The sequence below is a fragment of the Vibrio pomeroyi genome (assembly GCA_041879425.1).
GTDB classification, from domain to species: domain Bacteria; phylum Pseudomonadota; class Gammaproteobacteria; order Enterobacterales; family Vibrionaceae; genus Vibrio; species Vibrio pomeroyi_A.
Map to the genome: position 1 here is coordinate 864,379 of CP090854.1, position 23,468 is coordinate 887,846.

Sequence of the window (23,468 nt, forward strand, 5' to 3'; positions counted from 1 at the left end):
CTAGGTGCTGAATTAGATTGACTCTAGCACTATGATAAATTTAACTAAAGCGACGCCTCGGCGTCGCTTTTTGTTTATCTATCGTTTGGATTTGTTATGACCCCAGCAATCAATCTCGCCAAGAAAAAGAAAATCGCTCATAGCGTTCATCAGTATCATCACGATGCCAACAATACCAACTATGGTTTGGAAGCGGTTGAAGCGCTTGGTCAGGATCCTAAACGTGTGTTCAAAACGCTTTTGTTCTGTTTGAACGGTGTGGCTAAAGACTTGGCTGTGGCGGTTATTCCTGTGGACCAAAAGCTAAACCTAAAACTTGCAGCAAAAGCGGCGAAAGGAAAAAAGGCAGAGATGGCTAACCCTGATATCGCGCAGAAAACCACGGGCTATGTTGTTGGTGGAATCAGTCCGCTTGGTCAAAAGAAAGCATTACCTACCTTTGTACATTCCACTGCGACGGATTTTGAAACGATATGTGTGAGTGCAGGAAAGAGGGGCTTGGAAATCGAGCTAGCTCCAAAGGACTTAGCCTTGCTTACCCGAGCTCAATTTACTGATTTGTGTTTGTAGCAGGCGAGCGATAATGAAAGGTATTAATCTGTCGAGCTAAATGCCGACCTTCGTACCTAGTTTTGACTTAGCCAACAACAAAAAACGCCCACTAAGATAACCTAGTGGGCGTTTCTGTATTAAAGAGGTATATTACTTCTTAAGACCTAATGTACCACCAACGCGCTTAGGTGCCGGTTTGTTTGGTCTGTTTGAGTCTTGGCTACGGTTTGCAGGTTTACCGCTTTTACGATCGTTGTTGTTACGGTCTGTGCGATTACGATCCGAACTGTTTCTATCTGAATTAGAGCGCTCTGAACGAGAGTTCGATTTCCAGTTCTCGGTATTGCCACCGCTTTCACTATTCGATGAGTTACGACCACGCTTTGAATTAGGCGCATGACGGAATTCATCGGCATTGTTACCGCGATAAGTACGAGTACGGTTCTCTTTTTGGTTGCGGCGTGCTGTTGAGGTTTGGTTCTCTTCACGGCTATCAAAAAGTTTAGCGTCCGTCGCTTTGCGAATACGCTGGCCTTTCGCGTTCATCTTTGACGCATCTTCAGTACTTACTGAACCTTCACACATCGCTAAGATTTCAGTGATCTCTTCGTCGCTCAGGTAGCGCCATTTGCCATTTGGAATGCCGTCTAAAGAGATGTTCATAATACGTACACGGCGAAGTTTGAAAACTTCATAACCAAGCGCTTCACACATGCGACGGATTTGGCGGTTAAGGCCTTGCGTTAGTGTGATTCGGAAAGAAAACTTAGTCTCTTTCTCTACTTTACATGGCAAAGTCACCGTATCCAAAATAGGAACACCCGCTGCCATTTTCTGTAAGAACTCACCGGTAATCGGCTTGTCGACACGAACTACGTACTCTTTTTCGTGGTTGTTACCCGCGCGAAGAATCTTGTTTACGATGTCACCATCATTGGTCAGGAAGATAAGACCGTCAGATGGTTTATCAAGGCGACCAATTGGGAAAATACGCTTATGGTGACCAATAAAGTCAACGATGTTGCCTGGAATATCTCGCTCAGTAGTACAAGTAATACCGGTCGGCTTATTCAGGGCAATATAGATAGGCTTTTCTTTCGAACGAACGGGCTTGTTGTCGATCTCAACGTCATCACCTGGCATTACTTTCGTACCCATCTCTGGGATCTTACCATTGATAGTAACTCGGCCAGCATCAATGAGTTTGTCGGCTTCGCGGCGTGAGCAAAAACCAGTTTCACTGATGTACTTATTAAGGCGTTTAGCTTGGGATTCTTGTGACATGATATTCTCTTAGCGTTTCACAACGGAAATTTAGATAAACAAAAAGCAACTACAGGGCAGTTGCTTTTACGTTTGAATTCGTTAACTGACGACAATTTTAGCACCTAGTGTCTACTTCGGCACTAAATATCTATTGTCTAGCAAATTGGCGTGACAATGAGCGTGCAGTCGAGCTTATCAACACAACTTGCACTAACTTGATCGCTTCTGGTGTCGTTCTCTGTTTTCGAGCTTCTTGTCATTGCTCTTTCTCAACATGACGTAGACCGCGCCTGTTCCACCATGAAATTGCTGAGCAGAATGCACACACTGGACATCGTTAATTTGAGTCAACCAGTTGGCGACATAGCTTTTCATCATCGCTGGTGGATTCGAACGTTCACCTTTGCCATGAACAATGATGACGGTACGAACATCCATCCTTAGACATTGACGCAAAAATGAAAGCACTTCATTACGTGCGTCTTTGAGTGTTTTTCTATGCAGATCCAGCTTGGCTTGAATAGGGTACTTACCTAGACGTAGCTTTTTGTATACGCCTTCCTGAACGCCATCTTTCTTATAGGCGATAACATCATCGGGCTTCACCATCGGAGAGTAATCGAGCGAGAGGTAATCTTTCTCGTCGTCAGATAGCCACATTGCGGCTTCACGCTTAGCTAGGTGAGATTCCGTTACGCGGTGTACTTTCTGGTGTTCAGCGGTGTCGTGGTCGATGCGTTTCACATCGCCCATCATTTCTTGGAATAGATCTAAATCGTCATCATGAGACATAGTGTGCATCTCAAGTTAGAGAAGGATAGATTAAGTATACCTAAGTTGGGGCTGGGTTTAAAAATGAAAAAACCGGAGGAGACAAGGGAAGTCAGCTCCGGTGCAAAGCGTTTTAACGTTTACTTATCAAGTAAATGATACTTAACAGCAAATGATTTAGGCTGAGCGACTCTAGTGAGGAGATTTGTCAGTCATAACTTTGTAGATGAAGAAGCCTCCATAAAACATCATGAGACCCAGAGCCCCGAAGATTACTATCATTGAAGATAGTCCCACCGCATTACCAAATAGGAGATCTAGCCAAAAGTCCATGTGTATACCTCAAAGTTATATGACATGGCTTAGTGTATTAACAAGCATTATCAATTCACTGATCTGGATCAATCCTGTTTCATAAGTTAAATACTTGTTGGTAACTGTGTGTTTTTCGTCACATCATGCTCATTGTTGTATGTCTTTTGTTCGAACGATTCAAAATCGCAATAAATATAAGAAAAAGCCCTTGCGGATAAATTCAGAACCCGTATTATACGCTCCATCGACAGGCAATCAGCCAGTTAGATATCTCGGTGAATAGCGCAGCTTGGTAGCGCATCTGGTTTGGGACCAGAGGGTCGGGGGTTCGAATCCCTCTTCACCGACCACATTAAAGAAAGCCGTAGCAGAAATGTTACGGCTTTTTTGCATTTGAACGTTTCGTTTTGGTTTGGAACTCGAGTGGGGTTCGCCTGATGTTCAAAATAAGCTCTGCACCGGCCGCATTAAAGAAAGCCGTAGCACTCTTTGTAATAGAAGGGGCTACGGCTTTTTATATTCTGTAATTGTGTCGATCGCCTATCGATCGTTTGTTGAGTCTAAGCCTACCCTTATTGAACGAACTCACTGGTAGCGACATTGTTCTTCACCCAAATCAGAGCCTGTAAGCGATTCTTCACCTTGATTTTTTTAAACGTGTTGTGAAGGTGTGCTTTGACCGTATTCTCACTGACGTAGAGTGTGTCGGCGATCTGAGTGTTGGACGCGCCCTCACCAAGCAGCTTGATGATTTGTTGCTCACGTTTAGTGAGTTTTAAATAGTACGGGCTCGTTTTTGCGCATTGTCTTTCACGATAAAAGCGAATGTACTTATAAATTAGTTTCCTGCTCATCCACATTTCGTCTTCTAAGATGCAGTTGAAGCCAGTGACAAGCTTATCAAGTGTGTCTGAAACATAGAAAATACCAACGAGATATTGCCATTTGAGCATCTCGGTGTGTGGGAAGTCGTTTGGAGTGTTTAACAATACCTCATGGGTGTCACATATTACATCGTCTCTAAGCTCTTGGTATTTAAAGATAAAATCTTTGGTCATTATTGGGTAGTCAATAATAATGATATCCAAATTGTCAGCTTGCAATGAGTTGAAACTCAGTTTTTCAGGGGATATAAGCCTAATACTAAGGTTCACCTTTTGCTCTAATGACTCTTTAAGCAGCGTAGACTGTAAATTATTTTCGGCTATTAAAATGGCTTGATGAACTTTCGACTTAGCCATGTGTACACTCCTTTATTAACCCACTGCCCTTGTATCAGACTTGATAGTCTATAGCACACATAGTTATTCTACCAATAAGTTGGCTGGTTATTTTATAAATATGGTGAATGTAATTAATAGTACAGGTGAAGGTATATAACAGTATTAAGTGGAAGCATCTGTTTCCTTTAGTTTTATTAATTAACTTCTAGTTCTTTCATCGTACAATCTCGAAATATTTTCCAACTCTTATTTTCTGGTTTAATCTCTAAAGTAAGAGGAAATTGTTTGGCATTAAGAATAAATTTTGTTTTACCACCACTTATATATTGGTTGAGTTGAGAGTGTGTTCTTGTTTTTAGAGTGAGTGAAGATGCTGTACTGCTATCTAACACAAGCACGTTATGTTTGTTGTTAATAAAACACTGTACTGAATTTGAAATTTTTTCAGATGCATTTAAACGTAAAGGGAAAAATAAAACGGCGATCAACGCCGTTTTAATATATGCACATCTTGTCATATTAATTTTGATAAATTATACCGACATTACCACTTGCGCCATTACCTGAAACTAGCGCAGTATCATAAGAGGTTTGCTCAATCATAAATTGGTTTGAACTGCTGTTTGTTAAGCTAACAATGGCATCTGAATGAGAGCCTGTTTGTAACGTGAATACTCGGTTATCGCTACTGTTCACGAGATCGATATCGACATAGTTATCATCGCCACCACCAACATCGGTATTTACTATCGTTTGAACATAGTTATTATCGCCGCTGATATCGATGTCTACATCATTATTGTCAACACTCGCGTTACTAAACTCGGTATAGGTTGTATTGGAGTTACCAGAGACATTCACATCAGCTTCATTGTAGTCAGCACCACCTAGGGCATTAACTACAGAGATGTTCTCATTACCCACTTGTGTAACACGTAAATCATTGCTTCGACCATAAGGTTGAACTGTGATTTGGGCTTGGTTACTCACACCATCTTGATCAACCCAAGCGTTGTTGTTTACATAGCGTAGCTTAACGTGAGCTTCATTGAGATTGCCATCTTGTTGAACCACAACGTCAGAGTTATAGCTAGCATGTGTGTCTACTAGTGCAACATGTCCATCAGTAACACCAGACGTGTTTTGGTTAATAGTGACATTGGCATTATCGCCATTGCCCATTTGCCAAACGGCAGTATTATCCATCGCTAAAGGTTGAATACCAGCGACTGTCGATGATATCCCAAGATCGGCTGTTCCTTCTATTACCCCCAACGCAGGTTCAGAGGCTGGAAAAGGAGCAGGTAAATTATCTGCGTATGCTGCATTAAAGCCCAGAATAGCACCGACTATAATTCCAATTTGTGTAACTTTCATAAGTTGTATCCTTATACATTTCCATGTCGACTATGTTGTTACTTCATCGAGAAGCAACGGTGAATCAAGCTTTCCATACTTCGCGCTAATTGGCTTGATTGATGTGAATTCTCATTGAGCTAGACGCGTTGATTACTGCAAAGTCATTGCCGTTTTGAGAAATTCCTAAATTGTCTCCTCCAGACCCAACCATATAAGCCGTATTGCCATGACCTTTTTGAGCAATACTTAATTGGCTGTTTTGTCCTGAGTAATTCGCTTGTCCTATCACCGCCAAGTTGTTATCTCCATCTTGGGAGATTAGAGCGTCGGAATTGGCTCCGAGCTGACCAATAGCGGCTTTGTTGTTTGATCCATCCTGATCAATCAGAGCAATATTATTCTTGCCTATTTGTCCTATATAAGCTGAATTAGAGCTTCCGTTTTGTTTGATCTTGGCTTTATTATTTGCGCTGGTTCCTAGACTATTTTGTTGAATAATCGCAATGGAACCTGAAGAGTCGGATATATCTATTTCTGAGTAGTTATCCAAATCCCGTGACGAAATAAGATCTAAGTCATTAAACTCGTTTACGACGTCATGGTTTACGTTGTGTAGAAAGCTCCCCTCCAAATCAGAAGCGATAGCACTATTAAAACTACCTATTGATAAATATAAACAAGTTAAGCCGATAAGTGACGCGTCCCTAGTTATCATTACCTTTACCTTAAAGTGTTTGTGGTTTTTACCTCAATCAAGAACCGAAACATAAATTCCCGCACTGAGAGCTGTGTAAGCCAATGTAATGAGGAGATTCTAGGTATCCAAATGACGAACAGCTATAAACTAAAATCTAAAAATAACGTAATTGCATATATTAAAAATACTTAGTTTTTTGAATTTTTATTAACCTTAGTTAGTGAATTGAAATTGGAATTTAATTACAAAGTTTATATGTGACAGGGTGCATTGCACCTACTCTTTATCTTGTTCAAAGAATCACCTCCTCATCTTGTAAATGGACTTCGAATGGGAACCAATATGAAACTCAAGCTGCTTACAATTACTTTTCTCTCTTTTGTTGTTCATGCCGGAGATGAAAGTCATGGTCTTGAAAATGGTGCCCCGTTAGAAAATGGAAAGAAACTTGAGGGGTCGACGAACAGTCTTAAGGAAAAATTTAATGATTTTAGTGAAGTTGATGGAATCATCGTGGACAGAACCATTACGCGGTTGGGAGAGGATTTCTATTTTTTCTTCTCGCAATCGCTCAATGATAGTTATCCTGACCTTAAGGAAAATTTGACGGTAAAAGAAAGGCCAACAGCGTTATCTGGAAGCATCATAGAGGTTCAACACTCTAGGAAACCGATCTTCCGTACGGCGTTGTCTCCAGGCCGTAGACAAGCAAAAGAACGCGCTGCCGATGCAACAGGAGTGGTTGGAAATTACATCATCCGATGGCAAGCAGAGCGACTGTTTCAAGATACCTACGATCTAGACCATGATGAATTTTGAGGAGGTAGGGATGTCTATATCATTAAAAAAATTGGCACTTATAGTGTTGTTCGTGTCGCCTTCGATTTGTTCGAGCGAATTGGTTTATACGCCCATAAATCCTAGTTTTGGAGGAAACGCACTAAACAGTTCCCACCTTTTTAATCATGCTAATGCCATTAACGATTATGACGACCCTAGTGCAAGGGATATTTTTGGTGAGCAAGAGTCCGCTCTAGATAGGTTGGCTTCAAGTTTGGAATCACGTTTGATCAGCCAGCTACTTGCTGATGTGGGGAGTGGTAATACTGGGCAACTTGAGACCGACGATTTCTTTCTGAACATTGTGGACGATTCTGGGACATTGTTGGTTCAAATTGTCGATAAAAAGACAGGGGAATCGACAGAAATCAGCGTTGCTGGGCTAAACCCAGACCTCTAATCACAAGGATTGTGTTATGAAATCGATGTTCACCATCTTTTTGATACTGGTGTTAGGGGGGTGCAGCTATTCTATGCAGATCCCAGAAACATCTGAGATCCCTAAGCTGATGCCTAGAGGCGCGACTTATACTGATCTCATCTCATTACCAAGACCTCGAGGGAAGATACTTGTTTCGGTTTACGATTTTAGAGATCAAACGGGACAGTATAAACCTCAGCCAAACAGTAATTTTTCAACCGCTGTACCACAAGGGGGCACATCGTTATTGACGACATCGTTGATCGATTCGCAATGGTTTGTGCCTTTAGAGCGTGAAGGCCTACAAAACTTATTGACGGAACGTAAGATCATTCGTGCTGCCCAGAAGAAAGATAAGGTAGTGAACAATCACGGAGCCGACTTAACATCGCTGAGCTCTGCGAATATCGTTATTGAAGGCGGTATTGTTGCTTATGACTCTAATATTGTTACCGGAGGAGCTGGTGCGAAGTATCTTGGCATTGGTGGTTCAGGCCAATATAGGACCGATCAAGTCACCGTTAACTTGAGAGCGGTGGATGTAAGAACTGGGCAAGTGTTGTTAAGCGTGACGACGACAAAAACGATTTCTTCGCATGAAATTGGTGTTGGAGCATTCAGGTTCGTTGACTACAAAGAGCTATTAGAAGTTGAGATGGGTTATAGCCAGAATGAACCGGTTAATATTGCTGTCATGTCGGCGATTGACGCTGCCGTTATCCATTTGATTGTTCAAGGAATGAAGCGTGGAATGTGGTCTCCAGGCGATCCAAATGCCTTGAGTAACCCAATTATCGCGCGCTACTCAGACGCGAGTACAGACATCCTTTAGTCAACTGAGTAAGCAGCAAAATAGGGCTATGCGGAAAACGGATTTTTCCCTTAGCCCTGTTTTTTCGTTAACTGATCAGTTCACATCGCAAGTGATGTCTTTGATTGGCGTCTCTGAGGTAACAAAACAAACATAAGCGTCAACAGGGTTATTTGGACCAATTCGAATATAGCCGGCCTGTACTTCATCTTCGTTAAACGTCACCGATTGAGAATTCCCCGTCTGGCCATCGTAGAAGCTTGCTTCAAAATTACCATTCATTTGGCTTGCGATACGGTTCCGTGTTGTAGAAGTCGTGAACGTAATATTTGCGCATCGCATTGGTGGCTTTTCAGTGATCAGAAACTGTCCGCTTTCTTTATCTAACACACCGCCTTTGGTGTCTGGCTGAATGTCTATCGGCTGGAATTGTTCGATCGTACAAGTTTCTTTGGCAGACGCTAATGTGGGCATCAGGATCGCTAGAGCTAAAGGGAAAGCAAAAAATACTGGTTTCATGAGAACAACACCGTATGTAAAAAGAGCGAAAGATAATAGCACCGCTATGGTGCCATTAAATGTAAAAATTCTGTTATTAAGGACATGCTTTTATAATGAAAAGGTCATGCCCTAACTAACCAACTAGCTGTCTTCGTTAACCTCGAACTGACACTGAGCTTGTTGGCTTTGTGATTGTTGAGTCACACTGAACCCCTTATCTTCTAACAACTGTAAAAGGTTACCATCTCCAATCAGGTGTAAAGTACCGACGACCAGCACGTAGTGTCCTTTCGAATCGAGTTTCCAGTCATTGGCAGATAGTTTGTTTGCCCAATCAACGTTGCGATCCGTAAGAAATGCTTTTTCAAGTTCAGATGGCATTTCAGACAGCTCTGCAAATTCCTCAAGTTTGGTTACATCTCCAGCTTTCCAGCTCTCAATTAGGCAATGAACCACACGGTCTGTTTGGTCAAATTCTTCAATGCTTGTCACTAGCCACTCTTTACCAGAATATTTTTGCCCTGCAATGAGGTCTATTTGAAATTGTAGTGGCTCTAGGCTGAGAACTGGAACGTCTTGTATCGTCGCTTTATAGGCGAGTGTTGCGTCTACACCGCCCGCTGAGCCGTAACCAAGGTTCTTTAACTGCTGCATTTGTATAGACAGAGATGTTGCCCAAGGTGGGGAGCTCAGTAGTTGTTGTGTCGACATACCCAAAGATTTGGAAATGCTTGTTAATAACTGTTGTTGATCTTCGCTTAATACATCGGCTGTAGTGACCGTGGTGGTAGGGTACACCACGCCTTCTGTCTTTCTTATATCCGTCTCGACAATTAATCCGTCGCTCTCTTTTAACGTGTCTGTGATTTGTGTAGGAAGCGGGTCCATGCTCTCGTCTCCAACATGTACGGAACCTAAGATGGTGAGCGTCAGATCATCCTTTTTTGCCTGCCAATAAAGTGGTTCGGCGACAGCTTGCTTTGCTGAAAAGGCAAGTGTGAGTAGCGTAAGGTACAAGAATGTGCGCAAAGAAAGCTCCTTTAGAAAGACATAAACTCGTTAAAAAAGATTTTGACGGAGTTTTTTAACGGTTTTTTTTGAGAACAATGTCACGTTGTTTATACGAAAAGTATAACAACACGAGCAAACTCTAAAACTTTTCTCTCTACGAACGACACGATTTTATGAAATCCTATGAAAAGATTGTGATTTAATTCTCAGTTATTACGTCAAAATAAAAGTGACGGAAGTGCCGTTAAGCATAACCTCGTGATTTAATTGAAATTAAATTTATCAGTATTTTTGAGATTTGAAGCCGATCACTGAATTGGCCTGATTTAATTCACGCCAAAAAATAAGACCATATAGTTTATCTAACTTTCAGAAGCGCTCCACTTTGCTTCTTACTCAATTTTTTAAATTTATGGGTGAATACGATGTTGAAGAGAAACTTACTATCTGTAGCGGTATTAGCTGGCCTGACGGGTTGTGCAGTAACACAAGCACCAGAACAGCAGGTTGTTAATGCACTGGCTGATAACCTTGATGTGCAATATGAAATTCTAACCAATCACGGTGCGAATGAGGGTATGGCTTGTCAGGATCTCGGCGCTGAATGGGCATCATGTAACAAAGTGAACATGACCCTGACCAATGACGGTGAAGCGATTGATTCTAAAGACTGGACCATCTACTTCCATAGTATTCGCCTTATCTTAGATGTTGATAATGAACAATTTAAAATTACTCGTGTAACGGGTGACCTACACAAACTAGAGCCTACAGATAAGTTCGATGGTTTCGCGGCGGGTGAAGAAGTGATTCTTCCACTGACGAGTGAATACTGGCAACTGTTTGAAACCGACTTCATGCCAGGGGCATTCGTTACTGCGCCAAATGCAGAACCTAAGATGATTGCTTCATTGAATACGGAAGACGTCGCGTCATTTGTAACGGGCTTAGAGGGTAACAACCTTAAACGTACACCTGATGACAATAACGTAATGGCTACAGCGGTGACGCGTTTCGAAAAGAATGCTGATCTAGCAACTCAAGATGTATCCACAACGCTACTACCAACGCCAATGTCGGTAGAAGTAGGTGAAGGTTCAGTGAGCATTGCTGGTGGTATTGCCCTACCAAAAGACGCATTCGATGCTGATCAGTTCGCTGCAATTGAAGAACGTGCAGATGTGGTAAACGTAGATGTGAGTGGTGACCTTCCAGTAAGTGTTACCGTTGTTCCTACTCAGTTTACGGGTGATTTGGCGAAATCTGGCGCTTATGAACTAAGCATCTCGGAAGAGGGGGTTGCGATCAAAGCGTTTGATAAAACAGGTGCTTTCTACGCAGTTCAGTCTATTTTTGGCCTAATAGACAGTCAGAACGCTGAATCATTACCACAACTGTCAATCAAAGATGCACCGCGCTTTGATTACCGTGGTGTGATGGTGGATGTTGCTCGAAACTTCCACTCAAAAGATGCCATCCTAGCAACGCTAGATCAAATGGCGGCATACAAGATGAATAAACTCCACCTTCACTTAACGGATGATGAAGGCTGGCGTTTAGAAATCCCAGGTTTACCAGAGCTAACGGATGTAGGGTCTAATCGTTGTTTCGATTTGGAAGAACAAAACTGTTTACTGCCTCAGTTAGGTTCAGGTCCAACAACAGACAACTTTGGCTCTGGTTTCTTTAGTAAAGCGGATTACGTCGAGATCTTAAGCTACGCAAAAGCGCGCAGCATTGAAGTAATTCCAGAAATTGATATGCCAGCACACGCTCGTTCTGCTGTGGTATCGATGGAAGCGCGTTACACTCGCCTAATGGCGGAAGGTAAAGAAGCGGAAGCAAATGAATACCGCTTGATGGATCCACAAGATACATCGAACGTAACCACGGTTCAGTTCTACGATAAGCAAAGCTTCATTAACCCATGTATGGAGTCTTCAACTCACTTTGTCGATAAAGTGATCTCTGAAGTGGCGGCAATGCACCAAGAAGCGGGCGTTCCACTAACGACTTGGCACTTCGGCGGCGATGAAGCGAAAAACATCAAGTTAGGCGCTGGCTTACAAGATATTAATGCAGAAGATAAAGTGGCGTGGAAAGGCAACATCGATTTGTCTAAGCAAGATAAGCCATTCCAACAGTCTCCTCAGTGTCAGTCTTTGATCGCTGATGGAACGGTAAGCGACTTCGGTCATTTGCCAAGTCATTTTGCAGAGCAAGTATCTAAGATTGTTGCTGACAAAGGTATTCCTCATTTCCAAGCATGGCAAGATGGTCTGAAATACAGCGAAGGCGAGAAAGCATTTGCAACCGAAAGCACTCGCGTAAACTTCTGGGACGTTCTTTACTGGGGCGGCACTTCATCAGTATACGATTGGTCTGCGAAAGGGTATGACGTAATCGTCTCTAACCCAGACTACGTTTACATGGATATGCCATACGAAGTGGATGCAGCAGAGCGCGGTTACTACTGGGCAACGCGTGCAACCGATACCCGTAAGATGTTTGGCTTCGCACCAGAGAACATGCCACAAAACGCAGAAACATCATTAGACCGTGACGGCAATGGCTTCTCTGGTAAAGGCGAAATTGAAGCGAAACCTTTCTACGGTTTGTCCGCACAACTTTGGTCTGAAACAGTTCGTACCGACGAACAGTATGAATACATGGTATTCCCTCGCGTATTGGCAGCAGCAGAGCGCGCATGGCACAGAGCTGATTGGGAAAACGACTACAAAGTGGGCGTTGAGTACTCTCAAGAAACTAATCTAGTGAATAAGCAGGCTCTAAACAACGACTTCAATCGCTTCGCGAATATTGTTGGTCAACGTGAACTGGCTAAACTTGAGAAAGCAGGTATTGATTACCGACTACCAGTACCGGGTGCTCAAGTTGTTGATGGTAAGTTGGCGATGAACGTTCAATTCCCAGGTGTAGAGCTGCAATACTCTGCTGATGGCGAAAACTGGCTAACGTATGATGAGCAGCAACAACCATCGGTTTCTGGTGAAACGTACATCCGCTCTATCTCTGAAAGTGGCGAGAAAGTAAGTCGAGTAACGTCAGTTAAATAATCGATAAGCAACATTAATAGAAGAGCTCCCTAGCTATTACCTTACTTAAGGTTAAAAGTGGGAGCTCTTTTTGTTTGTTGCGAATTAGGCTCTCATCCAAAACGGGAACATATAGAAACCGTCTTGGTTTATAACGTCAACAATGCACATAAGGTGAGGTTTATCGCAAAAGTGACGCGCTTCTCATTATTCTCTTCAAAAAATAAGTCCCTCATAAAAAACTCTAAATCAGGTGTGATTCAATTAACTGAATCTAATTTCGCACCGTAAAATAATGTGATCCCGATCTGTACATTTTTCCACCTTGAGTTTTTTATCAATTTTTATGTTTTTAAGTATTTGATTTAAATATGTTAAATAACTTGTTCTTTTTTGATAGTGAGAGAGATCACTCTGTCTGCTCTTTTATTTTGAAACGCAAATTAATTCGAGCAACATAGATTTCATGCCAGGGAGGCGACCAACTACTCAAGCGGTGAAGGTGAATGATGTACCGAAGATATGCCGCTGAAAAAATCAAACTAAGGCAGTTTACTATGAAAAAAATTATCGCTCTAAGTGCTCTTTCTCTTGCTTTCGCTTCTAGTGCTTTTGCTGGTTCTTCTTACGTAACAGGTAACATCCAAATTCACGATGACGGCCGTATCCACGGTTCTGATATGACTTCTACGCTAGAAGCTGGTCACACGTTTGACAACTCTCTAGGCGGCTTCACGGTTTACACTGAGTTTGATGGCATCCAACTGGGTGACCTTGAAGGACTAACTGCTGCTGAAACTGGTGACTTACCAACTACTGGTCAAGCAAACGCATTCATCACTGTTGGTGGTGAGCAAGCGTTCAACATTACTGATAACCTATGGGTTGCCGCTGGTTACCAACATGTGTTCTCTGCAGGTGAGAGCATTCAATTCCGTCCATTAGTTAAGATCGGTTACAACTTCGATAACGGTATCTCTATTAGTAACCGTACTCGTGCACACATCGATGATACTTCTGCTGATGCTGACACAGACTACCGCATGGATAACCGCATTGCTTACACAGTGAATGCTGACCTAGCACTTAGCTACAACAACGTATACATGATTGATGCAGAAGCTATGGACCACGAGTTACGTGCAACATGGACTCGTCAAGGCGTTCAACCTTACTTTGAGTTCCGTAGCCAAGCTAACGGCGTAGACTTCGCAAACGGCGATTCTAAGCAGAACAACGCATTCGTATTCGGTGCTTCTTACGGCTTCTAAGCTGATTTATTTGGCGGTTTAGTCAATGAGACTATTCGCGAAATAGCTTTTTTGCCAAAGCACTTCCTTCGTGAATGAGCGGGGGGGATTAAGCGGCACTAACAGCCCGGTTAGTGTCGCGACAAGATTTGCTTTACTGTCCAAAAGCAAAGAGCCTAGTAAGTAAACCACAGTCTTGGGTTTGCTTGATACTAGGCTCTATTTTTATGCTTCCATTTCTAGCTTAGTGTTCGTGTACTTTAGTTGCCTTTATAGTGACGGTACTCAAACACCTGACCTTTATCATTAAACGCGTACACAGAGTACTCGTCTTTCTTATCGCCATACTCCATACCCGGTGAGCCCATTGGCATACCCGGAACCGCCAAACCAATCGCATTACGTGGTGGGTTTTCTAAAAAGGCTTTTACGTCTTCTGCGGGAATGTGACCTTCAAATACATAACCGTCGATCTCTGCGGTGTGACAAGAAGCCAGCTCTTGCGTTACGCCTAACTTTTGCTTGATAGGGTTCATATCATCGTGGAGCTTCTCTGTTACATCGAACCCGGCATCACGCATATGCTCTGTCCATTCTGTGCAGCAGCCGCAGTATGGAGATTTGTGGTTTAGAACATCAGTAGCCAAAGCCTGTCCTGAAATTGCAGCGAGTGCAGTAAGAGTCATAACTTTACGAATCATGGTTAACCTCATGAATATGGTTTTTATTAATATTAGAATGAGTTGGTTTGAACAATCTCAGCCTGTTGGCATTGCTTACGACAGTAATTGACGACATCGCCATAGCTGCTCCTGCAACTACTGGGCTAAGCAGAAATCCAAAAAACGGGTAGAGCACACCGGCGGCAATAGGGATGCCAAGCGAGTTATAGATGAAGGCACCAAAGAGGTTTTGCTTCATGTTTCTCACGGTCGCTTGGGACAGTTCTATCGCGTTACTTACAGACAGTGGCGACGAGTTGAGGAGTGTCATTTGTGCACTTTCAATCGCGACATCACTGCCACTGCCCATAGCGATACCTATATCAGCTTGAGCAAGCGCTGGTGCATCGTTAATGCCATCTCCAACCATAGCCACACTCTTATATTGTTGTTGAAGCTGAACAATATGCTGAGCTTTCTGCTCTGGCAGTACTTCTGAGATAACCTCATCGATACCGACATTTTTACCAATCGCTTGAGCAACAGAATCGTTGTCGCCTGTTAATAGCACGGTGTGAATTCCGGCGGATTTTAGTTGAGCAATGGCTTGTTTGCTATCTATTTTTAACGCGTCTGAAATGCCTAAGATGCCTTCCAGTTTTTGATCGATGACTACGAAGATTGGCGTCCATGCTTGTGTACGACAAAGTTCGATAAAGTCACGGCCTATTTGAGTATCAATACCAAGTTGGGTGAGGTATTTAAGAGAGCCGACTTGAACGTATTTACCGTTAATGTTGGCTTGTACTCCAAGGCCTCGGCGGTTTTCAAAGTCGCTGTGTGGGAGTGCTGAAACTTCTAAGTTTTCGGCATACTGGCAAACGGCTTTGGCAAGTGGGTGTTCTGAACCGACTTCAACCGAATAGGCGTAAGCCAGCAGTTCTTGTTCTGATAGGTTGTGATAAAACGCCTGCTGAACGCTTGGCTTACCTTGGGTTAGGGTGCCTGTTTTATCAAATACGACCGCGTCAATCTTGCTGGCTGACTGCAACACATCGGCATCTTTGATTAGAACGCCAAACTCAGCGGCTTTACCTACGCCGACAGTAATCGAAAGTGGAGTCGCTAGGCCTAAGGCACACGGACAAGCGATGATCAGTACGGTAGTCGATACCACAAGCATGTAACTGGCACTTGGTTGTGGGCCAACAAAAAACCAAACTAGGGCGGCAACAGCTGCGATCGCGACCACAACGGGTACGAAAACGGCAGAAATAGAGTCGGCTAGTTTCGCAATCGCAGGTTTGCTGCTTTGTGCTTGGCGAACCATTTGAATGATTCGAGCCAACATTGTGCTTGAGCCAATTCCTGTCGCTTCGATAACTAAGCTTCCATCGCCATTAATGGTACCCGCAGAAACGCCATCACTCACCGATTTAACGTTGGGAAGTGGTTCACCGGTCAGCATGGATTCATCGATGTAGGACTCGCCAGAGACTACAACACCGTCAACCGGCACTTTCTCACCGGGTTTTACTCGTACTTGCATGCCTACTTGGATGGCTTCTACAGCAATGGTTTGTTCTTTGCCATCGACGATGACCACCGCTTTTTGAGGTTGTAAATTAATCAATGCTTGTAGTGATTTTGTGGTGCGAGCTTTGGCTTTTGCTTCAATGTAGTGGCCCAAAGAAATAAGGCCAACGATCATCGCGCTCGCCTCAAAGTAGACATGGCGAGAGGCTTCAGGGAACCATGATGGAATCAGCACAACCAGCATTGAGTAGAACCATGCTGCGCCTGTACCCAAAGCAACTAACGTATCCATGGTCGCGCGCTTGTGCATCAGTGATTGCCACGCGTTAGTGAAGAAGCTGCGACCTGAAGTGGCTAGCAGTACCAAACAGACCACACCAATTAATCCCCAAGCCAGTTGGTCGTTAAATGTGGTAATGGTCATGCTGCCGCCGAACACACCCCAAGCCATCAGCGGAGCCCCAAGCAGTAGCGCGCTTACTGAGTTTTTCAGGAAAGCCTGTTGAGTGCGAAGTTGTTGCTCTTGCTGTTTTTGTTGTTGTGTTGCCGCATCATCAACAAATTCGGCGCCATAACCCGCGGCTTTCACCGATTGGATGAGTTCGCTTTCGATCAGGTCACGTGTTTTAGAGGTGAAAACCAAGGCTGTCTGCTCGGCGAGGTTGATCTGAGCTTGGTCGACAAACTCGTTCTTTTTCAGTGCTTTTTCGACTGAAGAAACACAACTGGCACACGTCATTCCCTCAAGAACAAGGTGATAAGTATATTGACTCACAACGGGTTCAGTAGGCGTTGTTTTTGTAGATACAGATTCTTTATCTTCTTCTAAATCGGAACTTGGTGAGAGGTCATGGGCTTCAGAGTAGGGAGTTGCGTGATAACCCACGCTTTCGACCAACTCAATTACCTCGGATTCAGAAAGCAGAGTGTTCAGTGATAATTCCTGTTTGCTGACTTCTAGGTTTGATGCTTGCTCGGTTTGTTCAAGCGCTTGAGTCAGTTTGTTCACACACTTACCGCAGCTAAGACCAGATAGCGAAAGGTGCAGTTGATTGCCCATGCTATAACCAAGCGTCGCTAACTGTTCGCTGAGTTGAACGTAACTAAATGGAGTCGAAATATCGATGTAGGTCGGCGATATATCATTGATCGTCGTGTTGTCGAGATCAGCAAACAGTGTGCGGACTTTCTTCGCACAACCCATGCAATTTAGGCCGTTGAGCGCGGTTCTGTAGTGGTTCATATCGATACTCCAATTCTCATCTACGCCTAACATAAACCTTCCCGTAAGGGTAAGGTCAAACATAAATTCAAGAATTTGATCTTAGTGGTGCATTAGCTGGTGGATTCAAATTGGGTATGGGAGAGGGGAATAAAGGATGCGCGACTATAATCTACTGGCTAAGGCAATAGTTTTGCTACTTTGAAGGCGGAATTTGTCTTTCTATAAACGCTTTCGTACAACAACAGCACATTAATCATTCACTACTGATTGTAGATTTAAGCGGTGGTGATAAAATAGCGCCCAAAATTTAGTGATATTTGGCCATTACAGGCTTTGTAATCGGCTCCACTAAAAGAATCACCTACATAATCAAGGTATTTAAATGACGGTTAAAACTCGTTTTGCTCCTAGCCCAACTGGCTATCTTCACGTTGGTGGTGCACGTACTGCACTTTACTCTTGGCTATTCGCTAAAAACCAAGGCGGTGAATTCGTTCTACGTATCGAAGACACAGACCTTGAGCGTAACTCTCGAGAAGCGGTTGATGCAATTCTAGAAGGCATGCAATGGATGGGTATGGAATGGGACGAAGGTCCTTACTACCAATCTAAGCGTTTTGACCGTTACAACGAAATGGTTGATAAGCTACTTGCTGAAGACAAAGCATTCAAATGCTACGCGTCTAAAGAACTGCTTGATGAAATTCGTGCAGAGCAAGAAGAAAACAAAGAGATGGCTCGCTACGATGCTAACCACCCTAAAATTGTTGCAGCAAACGAAGCAGCAAAAGAAGGCGATGCATGCGTTATCCGTTTCCGTAACCCTAAAGAAGGCAGCGTAGTATTTGATGACCAAATCCGTGGTCGCATCGAAATCGCTAACAGCCAACTTGATGACCTAATCATTCGTCGTACAGACGGCGCTCCTACATACAACTTCGTAGTAGTAGTAGATGACTGGGACATGGGTATTACACACGTTGTTCGTGGTGAAGACCACATCAACAACACACCTCGTCAAATCAACATCTATGAAGCACTAGGCGCGCCAGTTCCAACGTTCGCTCACTGTGCAATGATTCTTGGTGATGACGGTGCGAAACTTTCTAAGCGTCACGGTGCTGTATCTGTAATGCAATACCGCGACGAAGGTTACCTACCAAATGCACTAAACAACTACCTAGTTCGTTTAGGCTGGTCTCACGGTGACCAAGAGATCTTCTCTCAAGAAGAGATGATTGAATTCTTCAGCCTAAACGCAATCAGCAAGTCTGCATCTGCATTCAACACTGACAAGCTACTTTGGTTGAACAACCACTACATCAAGACTTCTGAGCCTGAGTACGTTGCAAAATACCTGCAATGGCACCTAGACGCACAGAAGATCGATACAACAAGCGGTCCAGCGATCACTGAAGTGATCAAGCTAGTTGGCGAGCGTTGTAATACACTTATCGAACTTGCAGAGCAATCTCGTTACTTCTACGAAGATTTCTCTGAGTTTGAAGCTGGCGCAGCTAAGAAGCACCTACGTGGTGTTGCTAAAGGCCCACTAGAGCTTGCTCTTGCTAAAGTTGAAGCACTTGAAGACTTCACTACTGCAAACATCAAAGATGGTGTGATTGCAGCAGTATGTGAAGAGCTAGAGATCGGCATGGGTAAAATCGGTATGCCACTTCGCGTAGCAGTAACAGGTGGCGGTCAGTCTCCTTCTGTTGATGCTGTGATGGAGCTTGTTGGTAAAGAGCGCGTAATCGCTCGCATCAAGATGGCGCTTGAGTTCATTGCTGAGCGTGAAGCTAACGCTTAATTGAGCGCTTGCTAGATTCAAAAAGGGTCAGTAACTTGGTTACTGACCCTTTTTATTTGTTTGGAGTTTTATTATCTAAACAACTTCGTTATAGCTGGTCGTCGCCAATCATTTGAGTCGCTTGCGCGGCTGTTTTCTTATCAAACAAGATATCCATCATCGCTTTGATTCGTTCCATATCGTCACCAAATTTCGAAAAGTTTCCACTATTCGGCGCTTTAAATTCGACGTTACCTACGCGTTGTTGATCTTGATAAGCCGAGATCTTAGCGTCTGCGACAAAGGTTCTGAAATCCCAGCTCCAACGAGACACGTAATCTAGCGTAATATCTTCTGGATTGTTCTCTGAGCCATCTGCAACAACCTTACATTTGACTTGGTTATTCAGACACCAGTCGAGCATTGAATCGAGGAAGACCGCACGAGTTTTCTCGTCCTCAACTATCGTAACCTGCTCTATAGTATTCGCTTCTGGAAGTGCGTTTCCTGAATACTTAGGGGCACTACAACCTGCGAGTAAAACGACAACACCAGCTACTAACCAATTTTTCATTATCTATCCTAGATTTTTTTGAAAATGATAGAGGTGTTGATACCACCAAAGGCAAAGTTATTGCTCATCAGATATTCAACATCCAATTCGCGACCAGAGCCGGTGATGTAATCAAGCTTGCCGCATTGCTCATCGACATTCTCAAGATTTAGGGTTGGGCTGAACCAACCGCTGTGCATCATCTCTAGGCTGAGCCAAGCTTCAATTGCACCACACGCGCCAAGTGTGTGGCCAAAGTAACTCTTGAGAGAGCTAATAGGCACTTCACCGAAGATATTCGCTGTTGCGTTACTCTCTGCAATATCGCCTTTTTCAGTCGCAGTACCGTGCGCAGAAACATAGCCAATCTTCTCAGCAGGAAGCTGTGCGTCTCTCAATGCTTTCTCCATACAGATTTGCATGGTTTCCATCTGAGGTTGGGTCACGTGGGCGGCATCGCAGTTGCTGGCAAAGCCTATGATCTCTGCGTAGATCTTGGCACCGCGAGCAACAGCATGTTCATACTCTTCAAGAATAAGCGTACCGGCACCTTCACCGATAACTAAGCCATCACGCTCGTTGTCGTATGGGCTAGGGGATTTCTTGGGTGTGTCGTTTTTTAAACTGGTAGCAAAAAGGGTATCGAAAACGGCAGACTCAGTTGGGCACAGCTCTTCACCACCACCGGCAACCATCACGGTTTGGTAACCGTGCTTGATCGCTTCATAGGCGTAACCAATCGCTTGGCTTCCTGAAGTGCATGCACTGCTAGTGGGAATCACACGGCCGCGCAGACCAAAGAACAGACCTACGTTTACCGCAGCGGTGTGTGGCATCATTTGAACGTAGGTGGTTGCTGTGATTGCTCGTGTTGACTTCTCATTCAGCATCACACCGAACGCGCCAACGGCATCAGTACTGCCAGTAGAAGAACCATAAGCGATACCAGTCTCACCATTGGTCAAAATGTCGTGGCCAATCAGCCCTGCTTGCTCCAATGCATTTTCTGTCGCAACGGTGGCTAGACGCGATACACGTCCCATACCACGCACTTGCTTACGCTTGTAGTGTTTAGGCAGTTGGAAGTCATCAATAGGCGCGGCAAGTTTCGTGTTGAGCCCATCATACTGCTCAAAGCTTGGCATATACTGGGTCGCATTTTCACAGGCTTTTAGTTTTGGTTCGATGTGCTGCCAGTCGTTACCAAAGGCAGTAACGCCAGACATACCAGTTACAACAACGCGGCGGGTCATACTAAGCCTCCATTAACTGAAATCACTTGGCGAGTTACGTAGCCTGCAATATCAGACATTAGATAGCTGACTAGGCCTGCCACTTCTTCTGGTTCACCCATGCGGCGTAGTGGTACTTGAGGAAGCGCATGATCTTTCACGTGCTCATCAACCATGCCGGTATCGATTAAGCCAGGAGCCACACAGTTTACGGTGATCTTGCGTTTTGCGAGTTCTAAAGCAAGAGACTTAGTTGCGCCAATCACACCAGCTTTTGCCGCCGCATAGTTAGTTTGACCACGGTTACCCATAATTCCTGATACAGACGCCAGCGTGACGATTCGACCACCTTTACGCTTTTGAACCATAGGCATCACACAAGGGTGAAGTACGTTGTAGAAGCTATCTAGGTTGGTATGGACCACGCCATCCCACTCTTCTTCCGTCATTGCTGGGAATGCGGTGTCACGAGTAATACCCGCGTTGTTTACCACACCGTAGTAAGCGCCATGTTCAGCAATATCAGACTCAAGCTTTTCGCGACATTCGCAGCGGTTGCTGATATCAAATTGGATAAGACGCCCTGCGCCACCTTGTTCGGTGATCGATTGTAGAGTCTCTTCAGCGCCTTGCTTGTCACCCATGTAATGAACGGCGATTTCAAATCCGTCTTTCGCGAGTTGAATAGCGATCGCTTTACCAATGCCTTTGCTGGCACCAGTGACTAAAACCTGACGGGTCATGATGGGCTCCTAGTTTTCATTTCTTGTAATTTTTGTTCGGTTGGCACGTAGACGTTGAGTTGGCATTGAGCCACCAACTCGCCTTGGTCTTCGACTCTTGCGGTAAACACGGCCATACCGCTGTCTTCCATAAGCTGTTCGGCGTAGATATCAAGCGTCTGACCTTGAGTGAATTCATCACACAATGATTTATATCGACGAGAGCCAAGCAGGAATCCGATTGGAGGAGTGGTACCGTTTTTGAGTGCATGGTATCCAGACCATGCCGCTACAGATTGCGCCATAAACTCGATGCCAACATAAGCTGGGACCGTTTGAGATTCGGCGTCAAAGAACAGATTATGGTCACCAATATCGACCTGACAGTGGATCGACAACGCCTCTACGCTGATAGCACGATCGATTAATATCATCGGATCATCGTGAGGGAGGAGTTGGTCTACAGAAGGGATATCAGTCATTTACTACACCAAAAATCAGGCTAATGTTGTTGCCACCAAAAGCAAACGAGTTGCTTAAGATGTTCTTTACTTTAAGTTTCTGCGCACAGTTTACCAAATCAATCTCAATATCTTCAGCTTTATCCTGACATTTTTGTAAGGGAAGCGGTAAGTCATATTTCAGAATATGCCACGCAATTGCAGCCTCAATCGCACTTGCTGCTCCTAGAGTATGCCCGGTGAGCGGCTTGGTTGAGCTAACGGGAACCTTGTTTGCAAAAATACGATGAATGGCTTTGCTTTCCATTGAATCATTGAGTGGTGTCGCAGTGCCGTGAGCATTAATGTAACCGATGTCTTCTGCTTGTAAGTTAGCAGAATTTAACGCTTTTCTCATGGCTTGCTCAGCGCCATTCCCTTCAGGATGAGGTGCTGAAATATGGTGTGCATCAGAGCTATCACCACAGCCTAATAAGGCAATATATGGTGAGTTTGGGGTTGGACTTGTTGGCGCAAGCTTTGTTTTACTGAGCAACATAAACGCCGCTGCCTCACCAATATTGATGCCATCTCGAGTGGCACTAAATGGCTTACAATGTGTGGTTGAAAGTGCTTCAAGACCATGAAAGCCATTGAGCGTCAGCTTACACAGTGTATCAACACCGCCAACCAACACAGCATCAGCCATGCCTGAATCTAATAAACGTTGGGCAGTGAGAAATACACGACCACTCGATGAGCAGGCGGTCGAGATCGCGTAGCTTGGCCCGGTTAATGATAAATATTGGCTAACGAATTCAGAGGCATTGCCTAACTCTTGTTTTGAGTAGTGGTAATGCTCAGGAAATTCACCGTGTGCCAGTTTATGTTTGAATGCTGCCTCGCCGTCCGAAATTCCAGAAGTACTGGTGCCAATTACCACTGCAATTCTATCTGCGCCAAATTGAGATTTTGCTTGTTCGATAGAGTCTTCAATTTGGTTTAGAGCCGACAGTGCCAATTGATTGTTGCGAGTGACGTATTGCGCTTGAGCTGGTGGAATCTCTGGTAGCTCACTTACGATTTTACCAACGACAGTGTGCTTGCCATCGTTCAGCATATCGCTCACTTCAACCATGTTTGATTCACGTTCGTCTTTGAGACATTCATGAATGTCAGTAATACTTGAGCCTAACGCTGAGTGGAAACCACAGTCTTGGATATAAATAGGCATAG

Annotated in this window: 22 protein-coding genes and 1 tRNA gene; 8 read left to right on the forward strand and 15 right to left on the reverse strand. The window is 44.0% G+C overall.

All coding sequences use genetic code 11. The features are described from left to right. Positions 1-96 precede the first annotated feature (96 nt). Entirely contained in the window at positions 97-570 is a 474-nt protein-coding gene (ybaK, locus tag L0992_03905) for a Cys-tRNA(Pro) deacylase (GenBank protein ID XGB67837.1), read from the forward strand. Between the two features lie 132 nt (positions 571-702). On the opposite strand, the gene rluF is transcribed toward ybaK, so the two are convergent. The 3 genes from rluF to L0992_03920 all read right to left on the reverse strand — a co-directional run bounded on the left by rluF (position 703) and on the right by L0992_03920 (position 2,922). After that, a complete protein-coding gene (gene rluF / locus L0992_03910; GenBank protein ID XGB67838.1) occupies positions 703-1,836 on the reverse strand; it encodes a 23S rRNA pseudouridine(2604) synthase RluF in 1,134 nt (377 codons plus the stop codon). Positions 1,837-2,028: 192 nt separating this feature from the next. Further along, positions 2,029-2,610, reverse strand: coding sequence for a DNA endonuclease SmrA (smrA, locus tag L0992_03915; GenBank protein XGB67839.1), 582 nt, complete (start codon positions 2,608-2,610; stop codon positions 2,029-2,031). A gap of 171 nt (positions 2,611-2,781) precedes the next feature. Continuing rightward, positions 2,782-2,922 (reverse strand): DUF3149 domain-containing protein, encoded by a 141-nt coding sequence (locus L0992_03920; GenBank protein XGB67840.1) that lies wholly within the window; start codon positions 2,920-2,922, stop codon positions 2,782-2,784. 255 nt (positions 2,923-3,177) lie between these two features. On the opposite strand from L0992_03920, the gene L0992_03925 reads away from it, so the two are divergent. Further along, positions 3,178-3,254: transfer RNA gene (locus L0992_03925), tRNA-Pro, on the forward strand. A 222-nt stretch (positions 3,255-3,476) separates the two neighbouring features. Here the strand turns inward: L0992_03925 and L0992_03930 are convergent. From L0992_03930 to L0992_03940, 3 genes are all read right to left on the reverse strand, one after another. Continuing rightward, positions 3,477-4,145, reverse strand: coding sequence for a LuxR C-terminal-related transcriptional regulator (locus L0992_03930; protein ID XGB67841.1), 669 nt, complete (start codon positions 4,143-4,145; stop codon positions 3,477-3,479). 501 nt (positions 4,146-4,646) lie between these two features. Beyond that, positions 4,647-5,504: a curlin gene (locus L0992_03935; protein ID XGB67842.1), complete on the reverse strand. Its 858-nt coding sequence runs from the start codon at positions 5,502-5,504 to the stop codon at positions 4,647-4,649. A gap of 85 nt (positions 5,505-5,589) precedes the next feature. Continuing rightward, positions 5,590-6,201: a curlin subunit CsgB gene (locus L0992_03940; GenBank protein XGB67843.1), complete on the reverse strand. Its 612-nt coding sequence runs from the start codon at positions 6,199-6,201 to the stop codon at positions 5,590-5,592. 324 nt (positions 6,202-6,525) lie between these two features. Between L0992_03940 and L0992_03945 the strand changes: the two genes are divergently transcribed. The 3 genes from L0992_03945 to L0992_03955 are packed head-to-tail and all read left to right on the forward strand — an operon-like array spanning position 6,526 to position 8,276. Continuing rightward, positions 6,526-7,002, forward strand: coding sequence for a curli production assembly/transport protein CsgE (locus L0992_03945; protein ID XGB67844.1), 477 nt, complete (start codon positions 6,526-6,528; stop codon positions 7,000-7,002). 10 nt (positions 7,003-7,012) lie between these two features. Beyond that, on the forward strand, positions 7,013-7,423 hold the full coding sequence (locus L0992_03950) for a curli production assembly protein CsgF (GenBank protein XGB67845.1): 411 nt from the start codon (positions 7,013-7,015) through the stop codon (positions 7,421-7,423). Between the two features lie 16 nt (positions 7,424-7,439). After that, positions 7,440-8,276 (forward strand): curli production assembly/transport protein CsgG, encoded by an 837-nt coding sequence (locus L0992_03955; protein XGB67846.1) that lies wholly within the window; start codon positions 7,440-7,442, stop codon positions 8,274-8,276. A gap of 75 nt (positions 8,277-8,351) precedes the next feature. Here the strand turns inward: L0992_03955 and L0992_03960 are convergent, their stop codons facing one another. Continuing rightward, on the reverse strand, positions 8,352-8,774 hold the full coding sequence (locus L0992_03960) for a hypothetical protein (GenBank protein ID XGB67847.1): 423 nt from the start codon (positions 8,772-8,774) through the stop codon (positions 8,352-8,354). A 123-nt stretch (positions 8,775-8,897) separates the two neighbouring features. Then, complete coding sequence (locus L0992_03965; GenBank protein XGB67848.1) at positions 8,898-9,785, reverse strand: TraB/GumN family protein; 888 nt, start codon at positions 9,783-9,785, stop codon at positions 8,898-8,900. A gap of 407 nt (positions 9,786-10,192) precedes the next feature. Here L0992_03965 and L0992_03970 point away from each other — a divergent pair, with 407 nt between their 5' ends. Together L0992_03970 and L0992_03975 are read left to right on the forward strand one after the other, a co-directional pair. Beyond that, positions 10,193-12,844, forward strand: a complete 2,652-nt coding sequence (locus tag L0992_03970; protein XGB67849.1) for a carbohydate-binding domain-containing protein — start codon at positions 10,193-10,195, stop codon at positions 12,842-12,844. A gap of 536 nt (positions 12,845-13,380) precedes the next feature. After that, positions 13,381-14,094, forward strand: coding sequence for a porin (locus L0992_03975; protein ID XGB67850.1), 714 nt, complete (start codon positions 13,381-13,383; stop codon positions 14,092-14,094). 239 nt (positions 14,095-14,333) lie between these two features. On the opposite strand, the gene L0992_03980 is transcribed toward L0992_03975, so the two are convergent. Both L0992_03980 and L0992_03985 read right to left on the reverse strand, forming a co-directional pair. Further along, the gene (locus L0992_03980) at positions 14,334-14,774 is read right to left on the reverse strand and encodes a DUF411 domain-containing protein (GenBank protein ID XGB67851.1); all 441 of its coding nucleotides are present in this window, start codon (positions 14,772-14,774) and stop codon (positions 14,334-14,336) included. Further along, complete coding sequence (locus L0992_03985; protein XGB67852.1) at positions 14,764-17,577, reverse strand: copper-translocating P-type ATPase; 2,814 nt, start codon at positions 17,575-17,577, stop codon at positions 14,764-14,766. Before L0992_03985 ends, L0992_03980 begins: the two co-directional genes overlap by 11 nt. A 301-nt stretch (positions 17,578-17,878) precedes the next feature. Here L0992_03985 and gltX point away from each other — a divergent pair, with 301 nt between their 5' ends. Further along, on the forward strand, positions 17,879-19,306 hold the full coding sequence (gene gltX, locus L0992_03990) for a glutamate--tRNA ligase (GenBank protein XGB67853.1): 1,428 nt from the start codon (positions 17,879-17,881) through the stop codon (positions 19,304-19,306). A gap of 88 nt (positions 19,307-19,394) precedes the next feature. On the opposite strand, the gene L0992_03995 is transcribed toward gltX, so the two are convergent. The 5 genes from L0992_03995 to L0992_04015 are packed head-to-tail and all read right to left on the reverse strand — an operon-like array spanning position 19,395 to position 23,466. After that, positions 19,395-19,859 carry an Sbal_3080 family lipoprotein gene (locus tag L0992_03995; GenBank protein ID XGB67854.1) on the reverse strand — a complete coding sequence of 155 codons (465 nt, stop codon included), beginning with the start codon at positions 19,857-19,859 and terminating at the stop codon, positions 19,395-19,397. 8 nt (positions 19,860-19,867) lie between these two features. Then, the gene (locus L0992_04000; GenBank protein ID XGB67855.1) at positions 19,868-21,091 is read right to left on the reverse strand and encodes a beta-ketoacyl-ACP synthase; all 1,224 of its coding nucleotides are present in this window, start codon (positions 21,089-21,091) and stop codon (positions 19,868-19,870) included. After that, entirely contained in the window at positions 21,088-21,813 is a 726-nt protein-coding gene (locus tag L0992_04005; protein XGB67856.1) for a 3-ketoacyl-ACP reductase FabG2, read from the reverse strand. The genes L0992_04000 and L0992_04005 overlap by 4 nt, the downstream gene beginning before the upstream one ends. Continuing rightward, positions 21,810-22,274 carry a hotdog family protein gene (locus tag L0992_04010; protein XGB67857.1) on the reverse strand — a complete coding sequence of 155 codons (465 nt, stop codon included), beginning with the start codon at positions 22,272-22,274 and terminating at the stop codon, positions 21,810-21,812. The genes L0992_04005 and L0992_04010 overlap by 4 nt, the downstream gene beginning before the upstream one ends. Further along, complete coding sequence (locus tag L0992_04015) at positions 22,267-23,466, reverse strand: beta-ketoacyl-[acyl-carrier-protein] synthase family protein (GenBank protein ID XGB67858.1); 1,200 nt, start codon at positions 23,464-23,466, stop codon at positions 22,267-22,269. Before L0992_04015 ends, L0992_04010 begins: the two co-directional genes overlap by 8 nt. Positions 23,467-23,468: the final 2 nt, after the last annotated feature.

Excerpts from the sequence above, each read along its gene's own strand:
- ybaK (XGB67837.1), top strand. The coding sequence starts at position 97 with ATGACCCCAGCAATCAATCTCGCCAAGAAAAAGAAAATCGCTCATAGC.
- L0992_03975 (XGB67850.1), top strand. The coding sequence starts at position 13,381 with ATGAAAAAAATTATCGCTCTAAGTGCTCTTTCTCTTGCTTTCGCTTCT.
- L0992_04000 (XGB67855.1), bottom strand. The coding sequence starts at position 21,091 with ATGACCCGCCGCGTTGTTGTAACTGGTATGTCTGGCGTTACTGCCTTT.
- smrA (XGB67839.1), bottom strand. The coding sequence starts at position 2,610 with ATGTCTCATGATGACGATTTAGATCTATTCCAAGAAATGATGGGCGAT.
- L0992_04005 (XGB67856.1), bottom strand. The coding sequence starts at position 21,813 with ATGACCCGTCAGGTTTTAGTCACTGGTGCCAGCAAAGGCATTGGTAAA.
- L0992_03930 (XGB67841.1), bottom strand. The coding sequence starts at position 4,145 with ATGGCTAAGTCGAAAGTTCATCAAGCCATTTTAATAGCCGAAAATAAT.
- L0992_03985 (XGB67852.1), bottom strand. The coding sequence starts at position 17,577 with ATGTTTGACCTTACCCTTACGGGAAGGTTTATGTTAGGCGTAGATGAG.
- L0992_04010 (XGB67857.1), bottom strand. The coding sequence starts at position 22,274 with ATGACTGATATCCCTTCTGTAGACCAACTCCTCCCTCACGATGATCCG.
- L0992_03960 (XGB67847.1), bottom strand. The coding sequence starts at position 8,774 with ATGAAACCAGTATTTTTTGCTTTCCCTTTAGCTCTAGCGATCCTGATG.
- rluF (XGB67838.1), bottom strand. The coding sequence starts at position 1,836 with ATGTCACAAGAATCCCAAGCTAAACGCCTTAATAAGTACATCAGTGAA.
- L0992_03950 (XGB67845.1), top strand. The coding sequence starts at position 7,013 with ATGTCTATATCATTAAAAAAATTGGCACTTATAGTGTTGTTCGTGTCG.
- L0992_03935 (XGB67842.1), bottom strand. The coding sequence starts at position 5,504 with ATGAAAGTTACACAAATTGGAATTATAGTCGGTGCTATTCTGGGCTTT.
- L0992_04015 (XGB67858.1), bottom strand. The coding sequence starts at position 23,466 with ATGCCTATTTATATCCAAGACTGTGGTTTCCACTCAGCGTTAGGCTCA.
- L0992_03970 (XGB67849.1), top strand. The coding sequence starts at position 10,193 with ATGTTGAAGAGAAACTTACTATCTGTAGCGGTATTAGCTGGCCTGACG.
- L0992_03955 (XGB67846.1), top strand. The coding sequence starts at position 7,440 with ATGAAATCGATGTTCACCATCTTTTTGATACTGGTGTTAGGGGGGTGC.
- L0992_03980 (XGB67851.1), bottom strand. The coding sequence starts at position 14,774 with ATGATTCGTAAAGTTATGACTCTTACTGCACTCGCTGCAATTTCAGGA.
- L0992_03940 (XGB67843.1), bottom strand. The coding sequence starts at position 6,201 with ATGATAACTAGGGACGCGTCACTTATCGGCTTAACTTGTTTATATTTA.
- L0992_03920 (XGB67840.1), bottom strand. The coding sequence starts at position 2,922 with ATGGACTTTTGGCTAGATCTCCTATTTGGTAATGCGGTGGGACTATCT.
- L0992_03995 (XGB67854.1), bottom strand. The coding sequence starts at position 19,859 with ATGAAAAATTGGTTAGTAGCTGGTGTTGTCGTTTTACTCGCAGGTTGT.
- gltX (XGB67853.1), top strand. The coding sequence starts at position 17,879 with ATGACGGTTAAAACTCGTTTTGCTCCTAGCCCAACTGGCTATCTTCAC.
- L0992_03945 (XGB67844.1), top strand. The coding sequence starts at position 6,526 with ATGAAACTCAAGCTGCTTACAATTACTTTTCTCTCTTTTGTTGTTCAT.